At 67.2% G+C, this 14106-nt stretch carries 14 protein-coding genes and 2 pseudogenes; 8 read left to right on the forward strand and 8 right to left on the reverse strand.

The features are described from left to right. Positions 1 to 29 precede the first annotated feature (29 nt). The 3 genes from OG842_RS41765 to OG842_RS41775 all read left to right on the forward strand — a co-directional run bounded on the left by OG842_RS41765 (position 30) and on the right by OG842_RS41775 (position 3312). The gene (locus OG842_RS41765) at positions 30 to 1259 is read left to right on the forward strand and encodes a saccharopine dehydrogenase family protein (protein ID WP_266737688.1); all 1230 of its coding nucleotides are present in this window, start codon (positions 30 to 32) and stop codon (positions 1257 to 1259) included. A gap of 20 nt (positions 1260 to 1279) precedes the next feature. Beyond that, complete coding sequence (locus OG842_RS41770; RefSeq protein ID WP_266737687.1) at positions 1280 to 2128, forward strand: alpha/beta fold hydrolase; 849 nt, start codon at positions 1280 to 1282, stop codon at positions 2126 to 2128. A 287-nt stretch (positions 2129 to 2415) separates the two neighbouring features. Continuing rightward, positions 2416 to 3312, forward strand: coding sequence for a PaaX family transcriptional regulator C-terminal domain-containing protein (locus OG842_RS41775; protein WP_266737685.1), 897 nt, complete (start codon positions 2416 to 2418; stop codon positions 3310 to 3312). Positions 3313 to 3575: 263 nt separating this feature from the next. Here OG842_RS41775 and OG842_RS41780 read toward each other — a convergent pair whose 3' ends face one another. From OG842_RS41780 to OG842_RS41790, 3 genes and pseudogenes are all read right to left on the reverse strand, one after another. Continuing rightward, a complete protein-coding gene (locus tag OG842_RS41780) occupies positions 3576 to 4190 on the reverse strand; it encodes a GNAT family N-acetyltransferase (protein ID WP_266737683.1) in 615 nt (204 codons plus the stop codon). 439 nt (positions 4191 to 4629) lie between these two features. After that, positions 4630 to 4779 (reverse strand): hypothetical protein, encoded by a 150-nt coding sequence (locus tag OG842_RS41785; RefSeq protein WP_266737682.1) that lies wholly within the window; start codon positions 4777 to 4779, stop codon positions 4630 to 4632. Positions 4780 to 5149: 370 nt separating this feature from the next. Then, positions 5150 to 5344, reverse strand: a pseudogene (locus tag OG842_RS41790) (IS110 family transposase); the annotation flags it as partial. Between the two features lie 156 nt (positions 5345 to 5500). Between OG842_RS41790 and OG842_RS41795 the strand changes: the two are divergent. Beyond that, entirely contained in the window at positions 5501 to 5812 is a 312-nt protein-coding gene (locus OG842_RS41795; protein ID WP_266737680.1) for an NIPSNAP family protein, read from the forward strand. Between the two features lie 55 nt (positions 5813 to 5867). Then, positions 5868 to 6389, forward strand: coding sequence for a hypothetical protein (locus OG842_RS41800; protein ID WP_266737679.1), 522 nt, complete (start codon positions 5868 to 5870; stop codon positions 6387 to 6389). Between the two features lie 39 nt (positions 6390 to 6428). Here OG842_RS41800 and OG842_RS41805 read toward each other — a convergent pair. Then, positions 6429 to 6587, reverse strand: a pseudogene (locus tag OG842_RS41805) (IS5/IS1182 family transposase); the annotation flags it as partial. A 793-nt stretch (positions 6588 to 7380) separates the two neighbouring features. Here OG842_RS41805 and OG842_RS41810 point away from each other — a divergent pair. From OG842_RS41810 to OG842_RS41820, 3 genes are all read left to right on the forward strand, one after another. Beyond that, entirely contained in the window at positions 7381 to 8556 is a 1176-nt protein-coding gene (locus tag OG842_RS41810) for a serine hydrolase domain-containing protein (protein WP_266737677.1), read from the forward strand. A 178-nt stretch (positions 8557 to 8734) separates the two neighbouring features. Continuing rightward, on the forward strand, positions 8735 to 9202 hold the full coding sequence (locus tag OG842_RS41815) for a hypothetical protein (RefSeq protein ID WP_266737675.1): 468 nt from the start codon (positions 8735 to 8737) through the stop codon (positions 9200 to 9202). A 260-nt stretch (positions 9203 to 9462) separates the two neighbouring features. Further along, positions 9463 to 10122, forward strand: coding sequence for a DUF1707 SHOCT-like domain-containing protein (locus tag OG842_RS41820; protein WP_266737673.1), 660 nt, complete (start codon positions 9463 to 9465; stop codon positions 10120 to 10122). 896 nt (positions 10123 to 11018) lie between these two features. On the opposite strand, the gene OG842_RS41825 is transcribed toward OG842_RS41820, so the two are convergent. From OG842_RS41825 to OG842_RS41840, 4 genes are all read right to left on the reverse strand, one after another. Further along, a complete protein-coding gene (locus OG842_RS41825) occupies positions 11019 to 11522 on the reverse strand; it encodes a hypothetical protein (protein WP_266737671.1) in 504 nt (167 codons plus the stop codon). A gap of 77 nt (positions 11523 to 11599) precedes the next feature. Then, on the reverse strand, positions 11600 to 11791 hold the full coding sequence (locus tag OG842_RS41830) for a hypothetical protein (RefSeq protein WP_266737669.1): 192 nt from the start codon (positions 11789 to 11791) through the stop codon (positions 11600 to 11602). 33 nt (positions 11792 to 11824) lie between these two features. Beyond that, positions 11825 to 12058, reverse strand: a complete 234-nt coding sequence (locus OG842_RS41835; RefSeq protein ID WP_266737667.1) for a hypothetical protein — start codon at positions 12056 to 12058, stop codon at positions 11825 to 11827. Between the two features lie 272 nt (positions 12059 to 12330). Beyond that, positions 12331 to 13143, reverse strand: a complete 813-nt coding sequence (locus OG842_RS41840; protein ID WP_323185923.1) for a serine hydrolase — start codon at positions 13141 to 13143, stop codon at positions 12331 to 12333. Positions 13144 to 14106: the final 963 nt, after the last annotated feature.

Here is a 14106-nt window from a genome sequence, read left to right on the forward strand (position 1 = left end):
CGTAACTCACTCGATGGATGGAGTAGTGAATGAGGATTCTGGCTCTCGGAGGCCCTGGAGCAATGGGTGCCGTAGCGGTACGTGTGGCGGCCGGACTCCCCGGCGTCACCGAGATCGTGGTGGCCGACCGGAACCTGGAGGCGGCCCGGACGCTGGTGCGCCGGCTCAACGAGGACGGCACGGGTGGCGCGCCGATGCGTGCGCTGAAGGTGGACGTGACCGACAGTGGCGCCCTGCGCGCCGCCCTGGAGGGCGCGGACGTCGTCCTCAACACCGTCGGCCCGTACTACCGCTTCGGCCTGACCGTGCTGCGAGCCGCGATCACGACCGGCACCCACTACCTGGACATCTGCGACGACTGGGAGCCGACCCTGCAGATGCTCGACCTGGACGAGGAGGCCCGGGCCGCCGGGGTCCGTGCCGTGGTGGGAATGGGTGCCAGCCCCGGTGTCAGCAATCTGCTGGCCACCCGTGCCGTCCGGCAGCTGGACCATGTCCAGGATCTGTACACCGCATGGCCCGTCGACGTCTCCGGCAGCGGTGGGGACGACGAGCAGCTGAGCGACCCAGACGGGCGCCCCAGCGCGGCCGCCGTGCACTGGATGGAGCAGATCAGCGGGAAAGTGGCGGTGGTCAGCGACGGACGGCTCGTCCACCGGCGGCCACTCCGGCCGGTCGCCCTCTCCGTATCCGCCGGACACACCGGCACGGCCTACACCGTCGGCCACCCCGAGCCAGTCACCCTGCACCGCAGCTTCGGACCGGCCGGCGAGGCCGCCAACCTCATGGTCGTCACACCGGGCACGGTGGCCTACCTCGATGTCCTGCGCCGCGACATCGACGCCGGCAAACTCACCAACGAGACCGCGGCAGCCGAACTCGCCAAGCCCTCGGTGTCCCGCGCGCTGCGGGCCACCGCAGGCGCCATGACCCGCAAGGGGCCCGGGTCACTGCCCCCGTTCTTCGCTACCGCCACGGGCACCCGCGACGGCCGCCGCGCCACCGCCCTGGCCCGGCTCGCCGATACACCCGGCGCCTCGGCGCTGCTCAACGACATGGCGGAGGCAACCGGTCTGCCCCTGGCGCTGGGGCTCGCGCAACTACTGGACGGCACCGGTGGTCACCTCGGCGTCCACCCGCCGGAGACAGCCATCGACGCCGACCGCTTCTTCCTCGACCTGGCACGCCACGTGCCCGACCTTCCCGGCGACGACGGCCCTCGCGACGGCGTGATCATCGACGTGACCCCGGCCCGGTGAAACGCAACAGGAGACACGACGTGCCATCAAAAATAGCCACCACGCCCCCCACCGACTTCATCGACGTCGCGGGACGTACTGTCCACTACACCGCGACGGGCAGTGGCCCCCCGGTGCTCCTGCTGCACGGTCTGGACCGCAGCCTGGCGGACTGGGCACCGCTCCAGACCGCCCTGCCCGACCACCGGCTCATCGCGATCGACGTCCCGGGGTTCGGCCGGTCGCAGCCCCTGCCGGACTGCCGGCTCCCCTCACTGGCCGGGCACGTCGAGCGGGTGCTCGACCGACTCGGCCTCACGTCCGCCGTGCACGTGGTCGGCAATTCCCTCGGCGGCGCCATCGCGATGCAGCTCACCGCACATGCCCGCGCGCGCGTGTCCTCCCTGACACTGCTCAACAGCGCCGGATTCGGCCGCGAGGTCACCTGGACGCTGCGCATCCTCGACCTGCCGCTGCTCTGGCGGCTGCTTCTGCGCCCCGACGAGGGCAACGTACAGCTGGCGGAGCGTTCCCTCTTCCATGATCCGGACTTCGCAACCCCCGAACGGATCGCCGCAGCACTCGCTCTCGCCCACCGCGAAGGAGCCGCCCGGACACTGCGACAGGTGGCCCGCGAACTCGGTTCCTGGCGCGGCGTACGTTCGAGCTGGCGCACAAAGCTGCTCGCGGAGGTCTCGGCGCTCGATACTCCGACACTGGTCGTCTGGGGAACCCACGACCGCATCCTCCCCGCCCACCATCTCATCAACGCCGCGTCCACCCTGCCCCGGGCACGTACCCACCTCTTCCCGCGAACCGGTCACCTGCCGCAGATCGAGCGCACTGAAGAGACAGCCGCCCTGCTCAGCTCGTTCTGGAACAACCTGTGAAGCGCGTCGCACGAGGGCTTGACGGCGGGTGCAACGCGCAGGTCTCGAACCCGGACCGCTCTGTGCGCGCCTGCCGGTAGGCCACATGGTCGCCCCAGCCCTGATCCGGGGCGACCGCAACGATCGGCCTCGCTTCGCGCCCCCGATCTGGACTTCGTCGAGGTAGTCGGCATCACTCCCAGAGCTAATCTGTTCCGTAAACGATCGAATCGATTCCGATCGCTCCTCGATCCAGCGCCCCGACGTGTTGACAACCATCTCGACGACGCCCGAAAGGCCACCACCCCATGCCTGGAACGGATTCACCCCGCACTCCGGAACCAGCCGTCCAGGTCCCCACCCGGACACTCGTCGAGGCACTGATCCACACCGACAACACTGTTGACACCGGCGAGCTCTACGCCATCGCCCCGCTGCTCGGCATGACCGACCAACAGGTGCGGCTGTGCGTCAAGCGGCTGGTCACCGAAGGACGGTTCACCCAGGAAGGCAGGGGACGCAAAGCAGTCCTGCGGGCCACCGGCGCCACCGAGCGGACTCTTGGGCCCGACATCGAGTTCGTCGCACACGCGTTCCGGCAGGACGCGGGCCTCGCCCCCTGGGACGGTACCTGGCACCTCGTCGCCTTCGCGGTGCCCGAGACCGCCCGCTCCGCACGCGACGCCCTGCGAGCCGCTCTCACCCGGCTCGGCGGTGCACCCGTGCAGGGCGGCCTCTACATCAGCGCCAACGCCTGGGAGCCCTACGTCGAAGACCAAGCCCGCCACCTCGATGTCCTCGACCACCTCACGTTGTTGACCACGGACAACCTGCGCCACGGCAACGAACACGACCCCGCCGTAATCGCCCGCAACCTCTGGCCACAGGACGAGATCGCCGACCGCTACCAGCGACTCGCCTCCGTCGCCCGACCGCGACTGCGCCGACTTCAGGAAGACACTTACCTCCCCGCCCCCCAGCGGCTGACGATCGCGGTCGAACTGGCCGCCGAATTCACCCGCGCCATGGAGCCCGACCCCCTCCTGCCGCCGGAACTGCTGCCCCAGCCCTGGCCCGGCAAACAGGCCCGTGAACTCGTTGCGCAATGCTGGTCGCTCCTGGACAAGTACACAGAGAAGAGCGAGCGAGTCAGCCTTTTCCAGCTCTACCGCGACGCGATCCGCCCAGCAGTTGCCGACAACTGAGGCCCGCATAGAGACAGGGGCAGGGCGTGGGGGCCCTGGTGGGCGATGACTCCGTCACGGGTGATGGTGAGCCGTTCGGGGCCGGCTTCCATCCACGGTGTCACGACGGGGTCGGCCCCCGTTCACCTCGGGCGGACCGGCGTACCATCCTCCCTCGGTTCCTCGGGTGCGACCTGGATCAGAGAGCGCCTGTGTGCGGGTCTTCCCGTGGCTCGGCATCGGTTGTAGTAGGCGTCGTCGATGTAGCCTCCGGCGCGTGGGCGCTATCCGTGATGGCCGTGCCCTTCGAGGCGGGCGGCAAGACGTTCCTTGGCCGCAGGCCACTCCTGGGCAAGGATCGAGAAGTACACCGTGTCGCGCCAGGTGCCGTCCGGCCGTCGGCGATGACGGCGCAAGACCCCTTCGCGGTGCGCGCCAAGACGAGCAATGGCCGCCTGCGAGCGGTGATTGAGATGGTCGGTCTTCAACTGCACGCGTCCCATGCTCAGGTCCTCGAAAGCATGGGTGAGGAGAAGCAGCTTCGACTCGGCGTTGACCTGGGTGCGCCAGAACGCGCGCCCGTACCACGTCCAGCCGATTTCCAGCTGTTCGTTGGCCACATCAATGTCCATGTATGTGGTCCAGCCGACGGCCTGACCGCGCGCGCCGTGGATGACTGCGAAGGGAACGTACTCACGACGTGCGGCGCCCTCCAACAGTGCGGCGAGCTTGCCCCCCAGTTCTTCCCGGGTCTGTGGCGCCGGCCCACCCTGCCACCTCCAGACTTCCTCATCACGGCCCCCCGCCGCGAACAGATCGTCGAGATGCTCCATTGTCAGTGGCTCCAGGCGTATGTGGCGGCCGGTGAGCGTGACTGGTGTGGGAAAGGAGGTAGGCATGCCGTTGAACTTAACCAGGCTTAGCACTAGATGCAAACATATTTTGCACTAGCGCAATCTGCTCTCTTGGGGCCCGGTAGGCAGTGGTTCCGACAGCCGCCTGCTCGCGAACCGAGATCGGCCGCGCCGGGAAGCGGGGCCAGCGGGTTACCCCCGTCCAGGTGCTCGGCGACCGGGCGCAAGGGGAACGCTGGCGGTGTCTCAGCGCGCCTCGGGCGGTGTCGCTCTCCGTCGGTAGCGTGTCCGCCGTGATGGTGGGAACTGAGGAGTCCCGGCTGGTCGTGCTGCGCGGCAACGGCGCCTCGTACCGTGCTCCGTGAACACGACCGACTCGGCGCGCGAACACCGGCCTGTTTGGCCTGACGGCACTGGACAGCATCCTCGGCGCCGCCGGGAAGGCCCGGGACGTTCTCAAGGCTGGAGTGGCAGTTGTGTCAGATCAGGGGCCGGACCGGGAGCTGGAGATCAATGAGCAGTAGGCGCGGGGTGCCCAGGAGCGGGCGCGGGCCGAGCAGTCGTGGAAGATCCAGCCGCTGCGCAGTGGGAGCACGGCGTTGTTGCAGCGCGGGGGCCCTATCTCTTTGGTCAAGCCGTGTGGGAGTCTGAGGGGCCCTCGGTGGGAGCGTCAGCCGTGTCCGTGAGGGTGTCGGCTCCGGTGTGTTCGTAGGTCCGGCCGGTGGCAGTGTCGGGGACTCGGGTGGCTGTGATGTGCCGGGTGACGGGGTTCCCAGGTCTCTGTCCCCGGCCGCCGCGAGCACGAAGCCGTGCGGGTGGAAGCCGTCCGGACCGAGCTGGACGATTTTCGTCTCTCCGTCGAACGGACCGCCGGTCAGCTTGATGCCGACGGTGTTGTTGACCACCTCGCCGGTCAGCCAGCGGTGGATGAGTCTCATGTGCTCGGAATCCTCGGCCCCCATCTCCGAAGCTGATCACGCACGTGTCCGGAGGACAAGAACGTCTCAAGTCGCTGCGGCGGACCGGGACTCGTAGAAGGTACCGTCGCGGGGCATGGCGAAGAGGACGTCGGCCCGGCGTCGGGCGAGGCAGAGCAAGGCTTGGGTGTGGTGCTTGCCCTGGGCGATCTTCTTGTCGTAGTAGGCGCGGGACGCCGGGTTGCCCAGGGCGGCGAACGCGGAGAGGAAGAAAGCCCGTTCGCCACCCCACCAAACCGCTCCTACAGACCACTTGACGATCTGTAGGAGCTTCCCGGGCGGTTCCTACTGCGGATCGCAGGAGCGCCGTCCCGTTGCCGGGCCGGTAGGCCATGGCCCGCCGCCCGCCGCCCGCCGACACCCGGCATGATTGCAGACATGATCACTGTTCATCTGAAGTACGAGATCGACGCCGACAAGCTTGAGGATTTCGAAGAATATGGCCGCCGCTGGGTCCGGCTCGTCAACCGTTTCGGCGGGACGCACCACGGCTACTTCCTGCCAAGTGAGGGCGACAGCGACATCGCCTACGCTCTCTTCTCGTTTCCCAGCCTGGCCGCGTACGAGCAGTACCGCACGGACAGCATGTCCGACCCGGAGTGCCAGGAAGCTTTCCAGCTGGCTCGTGACACCCACTGCATCAAACGGTACGAGCGCCGCTTCCTCCGACCACTCGACGGCCTGTCCTAGGGCGTGTCCGATGGGTCCGCAGAGCGACCTTGTTCGGCTCTCAAGCTGTGACGCCATGGAGAACCAGCTCACCCATGAGGCCAGTGCCTTCATCAATTTCCGGGACTACAGGTTCCAGGATCCGAGGTCACATGGCTTCAGGTGGGTTGACATCAAGCATCTGCGGCTCCCTGCGGAGTCCGTCGGGGGTTGGGAACTGCTCGCGGCGCTCATCGGGCATGAACAGTTCCGGGACGACTATGCGGGTGGTGGGGTCCTGGCGGAGGGGTCCAGGCACGGGCCGTACTGGCTGAGGCTGATCACCCCCGACGTCTACAAAGCCGTCAGCCGGGAGGAGAGCGCGCACGTCCTGTGGGGGTGGGTGAACCAGTTCGGGGACATACCCGCCGAGCTGGGGGCGGATCTGCAGCACGAGGTGTTCGATCGCTTGGCCGCAGCCGACCACATCTACTACCTGAGCGGGCTCGGGGATGAGGCTATTCATGACTGGGGGCGTGTGCACGAAGACTTCCACGAGTTCGTGCTCATCGACCGCTCAGCTGGACGGATCACGCTCCTCGTCGCGGCCGACGACTGAGCCGATCGGCATGGCTGCTGTGGAAGGGCACTCGAGAGATCAGGGACGGAGCCATAGTCGAAGCGCGGCCAGAGTCACCGTGCCGTGGAATACGTAGGCCCTTTTGTCATACCGAGTCGCCACGGCCCTGGACCCTTTGAGCGCGTTGATGCACCGCTCGACCTCGTTTCTGCGGGCATACCGGGCCCGGTCGAAAGCGGTTCCCGGGCTCCCGCAGCCACCGTCCGGCCGTCTCGATCCCACGCCGCCAGTACACCCCTTCCGGGTCGATGACCCGCAGCCGCACTAACCGGGCCAGGACAGCCGGGTCGCGTCCCTCGCTGAACCGCAGCACCCCGGCCGCCGCCCCCGCTCACCCGCACCCCCGCCCCGTCTCCGTTCTCCAGGACGTCCCCGGTGTCGTCGCCGTCGTGCTCCTGGTCCTGGTCGTCGGTGTCCTCCCGGCCGCTGCGGACGCGGGGCTCGGCCAGTGCCTCGATGGTGTCCGTGTCGTGCGCCCGCAGGTCCGGCGAGACGGCCGGCAGGCCAACTCCGAGCGTCGCCGCCAGCGAGTGGCCACCGCGATCAAGAACTCCGCCAAGAGCGGCATCCGATCAGCGTTTCCGCCATCGCCCGGCAAGCCGGAGTGGACCGCACGTTCCTCTGTCGTCACCGCGACCTGCTCGAACTTGTCCACGTGGCCGAACGCGAACCGGGAGCTCAGGACCCGGCCGGCGGATCGCCCACAACGACGAGCTGACCTCCGCATTGGAGGAGGCCCGATCCGATCTCGATGCCGCGAGGGAGGCCAACCGGACCTGACCAGAGCACTGAACCAACGAGGCTGAGTCAAAAGCTGTGCCGGAACGTAATGCTGTTCAGGAGCATGACCAGACAGGAGAGGCCAGTAGTTGCGCTGGGGCCCTGGCGCGATGTCCATCCGGCTGGCACCCGTTGGAGATGGGGCGTATGCCGGATGGCTGGTGACCCTTGCAGTTCCTAACCTCGCATCATGATCTTTCGTCGTTCGTGGTTATCAGCTGCGGTGCTGGCGCTGGCTGTGTCATCTCTCCCGTCCGTTGCCGCTTCAGCCGCGCCACGCCCATCTGGCACGGCGTGGTCGGTGCAGCGTGACGCCGACGCACTGCGGGATACCGGGGTCACTGGGGTAGCGGTCCGCCTGGAGACCCCGCGCGGGACGGTCACGGCCCGCTCCGGGGTGGGGGACCTGGTCACTGGCCGCCCGGTTCCGAAGGACGGCTTCCTGCGTCTGGGCAGTACCACCAAGACATTCGTCGCCACCGTCATGATGCAACTGGTGGGCGAAAAGAGGATCTCTCTCGACCAGACGGTGGAGCAGTTGCTGCCCGAGGTCGTGTCCGGCGCTGGAAACGACGGCCGGAGCATCACCGTCCGCGACCTGCTGCAGCACACCAGTGGCCTGTCCGACTACATCTATGACGTCCTCCCCAACCCCAGTGCCCAGACCTACTTCGCCAACCGGTGGCGTGCGTACAAGCCCGAAGAGCTGGTGGACCTGGCGATGCGCCATGAACCTGCCTTCCCGGCAGGCACCCGCTGGGCGTACTCCAACACGAATTACGTGCTCGCCGGAATGATCATTGAGAAGATCACAGGCCGCACCTGGGAACAGCAGGTCCACGACCGCATCCTGCGCCCGCTCGGCCTGCAGCACACCGACACCCCCGGCACCTGGCCCTTCCTTCCGTATCCGCACACGGCCAATCATCAGCAGTTCACCGTGGACGACGCGATGGTCGACACCACGATCCCCTACCGTCCCTTCGACAGCGGGGCCGACGGCTCGATGACCGGAACGGCCCGCGACCTCAACCGCTTCTTCGCTGCACTGGCAAGTGGACGGCTGCTGAAGCCCGCCGAACTCGCTGCCATGCAGAACGCTGTGCCGATGCCGCAGGACAGCGGTCACCCGGAAGGCACCCGGGACGGCCTGGGCCTGTTCTTCACACCCCTGTCCTGCGGCGGCGGCTACCTCGGGCATGGAGGAAGCGGCTTCGGATATGTCATCCGGGCAGCGACAACCGTGGACGGTCGACGCACTGTCACTGTCTCCGCGCACAGCCGCTCCGCGGACCCGCAGACCGCGGCCCGTCAGGAAGACGCACTGCGCAACCTCATCGACCACGCCCTGTGCCGCACCACCTGAACATGCACTCCGCGCAACAGTGAAGCTCGGACCGTTCGTGCTGGGCCGGGTGACCGCGGTCTACTCTTCACGAACTCGAGGCGGTCAGCGCCCGCCGACTCGGTGAGGTAACCCTGGAACACCTGCAGGCCGCGCTGGAGCACTGGCAGGCCGTCTCGGCGGAGGAGCGGCCCCACGGGTGACCGCCGTGAAACACCTGTTCGCCCACGGCCCGTTCCTCACTGCCGACCGGCTGCTGGTCAACCCCTGGCCCGGCCGGTCCGCGCACACGGCGGCCGGAGTGGTCCGCGACGCGGAGAACACCACCGAGCGTATCCCCGAGGAGATCACCGCTCCGCTCGTGAAAGGCGCCGTCTTCTACGTCACCACCGCCGGCCCCGACATTCTGGCCGCGCAGCGCGAACACACCGAACTGAGCGCCGCCCACCAGGCACCGCGTTCCTTCCGCGGCAACAGTTCCGCCCGGGCCCGGATCGAGGCGTATGTGGCTGAGCTGCGCGCCGTCGGCCGTGGTGTTCCCGCCCTGCCCGCACGCCAGGCCCTCCGACACCCGGGCGTCCCTGTGGTCGACGGAGTGCTGCAGGCGCCCAATGTCGCGCTCGTCGTACGCCTGGATCCGGATCGAGCGAGTTCCGGACACACGTAGCCTTCGCCCCCTCCACCTCCACGACCCGCCACGCTCGGACGTGGCAGTTGCCCCTGAGCATGGTGTGAACTGGCCGTTGGGATGCGATTGTTGCCGCGACCGGGCCCCGGCATGATGGATGCCGTACGCCGTAAACCGCCACTGACCATCGTCTCTCCGTGATGAGACCCAGCCGGGATCCATATCGCGATATAGCTTTAGTCTTCCACTCGCGCCGCTGCCTGCGTCGCGGAGACGTTCAACATGACCAGGACGGAAGCATGTCAGGAGAGATTTCGCCCACCGGGAAGCACCCCGGACCCGGCTCGTCGCCCGAGCTGCGAGCCTCTCATGCCGACCGGGACCGGGTGGTGGATGTGCTGCGTATCGCGGCGGGGGAGGGCCTGCTGACCGCGGACGAGTTGGACGAGCGCCTGGAAACCGCCCTGTCGGCGCGGACTCTGAGCGAACTGACCACGCTCACCGCTGACCTGCCGCCCGTATCGGCCACGGTCGGCGCGACTGGAGCAGAGGCCAAGGACAGGGTTCGGATCGCACAGGCCCACAGCGGCGCGGTCGAGCGCGTGGGGCGCTGGGCGGTACCGCGGAGGCTGGAACTCGCGGTGACGTTCTGCAAGGTGACGCTTGACTTCACTGACGCAGTGATCACACACGACACCTTGCGGATCGACGTAGGCATGACGGGGAAGACCCTGACACTGGTCACGAGGCCGGGCATCGTGGTCGATACCGACGGTCTGCAGCTGGTACACAGCAGAGTCAAGCACCGCCAGACTCCAACGAATCCCGACACGCCGGTCACCCTGCGAGTGGAGCTGGTCGGGCGGAAGGCCCACGGCCGCGTGGTGGTGCGGCCCCCGCGTCGGACGTTCGGGCAGTGGCTGCTGCGCAGGCACACGTCCCTTGCTGAAGGCGCTTGACTCCATCACCCACGAACGCGAGTGACCCAAGCCGCTCAGGCTTCGATGAGAAATGCCCATGCTTCGGCACGGCAGATCAGCGGCGCAGAGCTCGGAGACGATCGCGAACGAGGTCGTCGCGATATGGCCCTGTGCCGTTGATCACGTCGACCAGAACCGGGCCCCGTGACTTCAGGGGCTGCGGGCTCCGGCTGCCGGGCTGGCGGGTGGTCACATCTGGAAGATGGGTTGGCCCTGCGGAACGTGCGAAGTGGCCGCAGGGCCGTCCCGGGAGCACCGTCCTGTCAGGGCACTCATGCCCGACCGTACGAGCAACAGTGGTTCACCGCCCGGCGAGCTGATGCATACGTGCTCACCCCGGCCACGGGGCAGTCACGATGAGTCGCATTGCTGCCGAACTCCTGCGCAACCTGCTGCCGCGCCAGATCACGGGCTCCGGCTGGTGGGGCCGAGGCGGTGACAGGGCCGTCCACCCTCATGCGGGGCCGATCCCGCCCGGTGGTGACCTCACCTCGAATCAGAGGGCTAACCCGCCCGCGCGTGTACGGCCCCGCTGGGGCCAGCGAGCGGAGTCCACGAGGCCGTTACACCTCACGGACCCGGTCGGAGCGATGTCTTGCGGATGCCGATTTATGACGGCCGAAGCTCAACGCCACTCGGCAAGGAATGGATGGACACTCCGGAGCCAGCCGCCGCTGACAAGGGAGTGGTCCGGGGCGGAGGCGGGGCGGGTACGGCATATGGCGCCGCAGAAGTTGATTCGGAACCGTTCCTTGTGAACAAGGCCAGTAGATCCAGCCGGAAGTAGCCGAAGCCTGTGGAGGAGAAGAGGTTCTCCACCACAGGCTTCGGCTGTTGGGCCCGGGCGTCGGTGGACCCGGTCTGCCGCCTGGGCGTCACTGTTCGGCTGTGAGTGCCCAGCGAACGGTCGAAGGGGCCGTTATCTGCACGGTGCCCTTGCTGCGTGCTCTCTTCAGGTGGATTTCGTTGTAGGTACTGCTGACTTCCTCGTTGACGCACTCCAGCGGAAAGGAAAGCCCCACGGGATCGACGGTGACGTTGAGCGTTCCCTCGCCCTGGCAATTGACTTGAATGGCCAGCATTCCGGTGCCGACTTCCGTGGTCAGGGGAAGTTCGGCATTTCCGTGCTTCGACGCAACGGACAATAGAACCTGCCCGTCATTGACAGGCTTGGGTGCCCGGGAAACGGATTCACCCTCGATGTGCTCGGCCCGGTCACTGGTCTGAATGGGGCTGGGCCGCACGGATTGCGAGGCGGATGGTGCGGACGGCGAGGGCTTTTCTTCCGCACTGCATCCGGCCAGCACCAGCGCAGCCACGGCAGCCACAGCGAAGCTCGAAGAGCGACGGGCAGGAACCGAGAGGATCAGCTCTCCCACAGGTACCATCCCACCTTCATGGGCGTGTAGCTGGTAATGGTCTTCACCGCCGATGTCTTGCAGTTGCTGTAGATTTTTTAGCTCGTGCCGGTGTTCTTGAGCCGGTAGGCACCGTACTTGGCGTTCGTCGTCTTCTTCGGCGGTGTGTCCACCGAGATCTGGTTGTTCATCTTCGCTGTCAGCTTGGCGCTCAGACCGACGTCGTACTTGCCCTCGATCTTCGCGATCATCACGTCCACGCTGGTTGCCAGGCCAGCCGTGACGCTCACTCCGACTTCACCGGTGACCTCGGAAGTGAACGTCTAACGCGCGGTGCGTGATGTCCCGTTGTAGTTGGCGTTCGTCGGCCCGACACCCTTGTGGTACCTGGCTCCCTTGGACTTGGGCGTGTACACGGCCTGCGTCGGACCGCAGTACTCACCGTTCGTCGTGTCTCCCGGCTTACCCGGCCGAACGGTCTCCTCCGGATCGGGCTCGGGATCCGTGGCGTCGACCAGGTCACCTTCCTCCGGCTCTGCCGGCGAAGCGGTGTTCACCGGCTCCGGGTCATCGGCAGAAACAGCCGCCGGCGGCTGCGCGTACGCGGGCGCAATTCCGTGGCGGATGCGTCGAGGCCGAGCTTCCGGCGGACGCCGCAGCGCCAGGGCTGGTGGTCTGCTCACCAGATGCGGTGAATCGTCCCGTCACCGGCCAGGTGGATCATGAGCCGTTGGCCCTTCGGACGTCCACCTTGCCGGACGGCGCGGAGTCCGGTACTCGGTGTCGTAGCCGATGCCTGGAGCATCAGCCGGACCCGGTGGCCCTCCGGTCAGCGGCTCGCCGCAGAACCCGCGCCGCTCAGGTCGTGGTGGATGACGCGGGCCGCTCCTTCGATGGTGCCTATGCCGTAGTCCATGGTGCGGCTGCCGGTGGAGAGGACAGCCATGCCGTAGTCGTGACCGCCGCCGGTGAAGGCGCCCACGCTGTGGACCCGCCATCCGCCGGTGGTGCGCGGCAGCCAGCCATTCTTGACGTGCACCGTTGCCGTGGCGGGTGATCCGGCGGGCACCCCCCACTTCTGGCCGGGCGTGACGCGATTCATCAGATCGAGGGCGTAGCCGCGCGACGCGGGGCCGAGCACCGCGTTCTTCGTCGTCAGTAGCTGCATCAGCCGGAGCTGGTCGCCAGCGGTAATCTGGGTGAGGCCCCAACTCTTCCCGGAGCCGGGAACGGTATGCCGCATCTGTGCCAGAGCGAGAAACCTTCTGAAGCCGGCGGCGCCGATCTGGTGCCAGAGGGCCGAGGTGGAGTCGTTGTCCGACTTGGTGATCATGGCGGTGGTCAGTGTCACCTCCCGCGGAGTCAGTTTCCGGTGTGCCTCCTCGGCCTGCCGCAGCAGTGATCCGAGCACTGACACCTTCACTACGCTGGCGGAGTCGAAATGCGTGTCGGCCTTGAGTTCGCAGGTGGTTCCGGTGGTCCGGTCGTACAGAGCCAGGGACGATGTGCCCTCTCGCCCGCCGAGAGCACTGGTGATGTCGCGGGAAAGCTCGGAGGCCAGGCCCGGCCTCTTCGAGGTGCAGAAGACCTTCGCGCCCCCCTCCGTGGCACTGGCGGTGTCGGCCGAGGCCGGGGTTGCCATGGTCAATACGGTGAGCAAGGAGCTTGCGGTCAGGGCAGTGGCCAGAGAGCGCCGCGAGCAGGCCAATATTCGTGATCCATACATGAAGGCTGTGTCCTGTCCCGCTGCGTGTTGGAGGTCACCTTGCCGCGCGTTGTGGGGCCGGCTGAGGGTCGGCTCCCGCTGTGATTGCTGACAATCGCTCAGCCCGACCGGGCTCCAGCGGATTGCCGCCCTGGGATCTGTCCGGGCTGTGGAGAATCGATGAGTGGGAGTCGGGGCTCAGTCGTACCGGATCGAATCCTAAGAATTCACATGCCAACGGCGACGATACGTGGCTCGAAATCGGACATTTTATATATATCGGGTGAAGTGGGCGTCAGGTGAGCTTTGATGCCGTGTGATATTCGCCAAATTGCCCCGGAAGTGGCGCCCTCGCGACCAGCGGGGTGGCAGCTCGGCTCAGGCCCCGCAAGGGGCAGGCGCCCAGGTAGGGCTACAGGGATGGTGCGGAGACCGGAATCCTCGACGGTCATCGGGCCGGGGCGCCGCCGAGTTCGGCCATCTCGCCTTCCGGCGCCGAAGTCACCACCGACTGCGAACCCCGCCCGGTGAACCGCCGGGGTGGCAGCCGGTCCCGTCCGCGCCCCGACTCGCCGGAGGGGAGGAGCAGGACCCCGCCCCGACTTTCTTCCTCTGCGGCGACCCCGTCACTCCCGACCCGCCCCCTTGTGACGGTGGACAGGTCTGTACCCACGCGATCGGCGAACTGTCCCCCAGGACCGGGAGCTTCCGTGCCCGCTGATTCGCTGCACTCAATGCGGGTGGATTCGAGGCAAAAGGCGCCGCGCATTACGGGTGTTGAGGTCCTGCCTGGTGGTTCTGCTGGGCCGTCTGTGTCCGGGTTCGAGGTCGCGTGCGTCGCTCCGAACGGGTCGGAGTTACGCCGTCCACTGGCGGAGGCGTGGGCCATGCCGTTCGAGC

Origin of the sequence: Streptomyces sp. NBC_00376 (genome assembly GCF_036077095.1) — a bacterium.
In the GTDB taxonomy this organism is placed as follows: Bacteria; Actinomycetota; Actinomycetes; order Streptomycetales; family Streptomycetaceae; genus Streptomyces.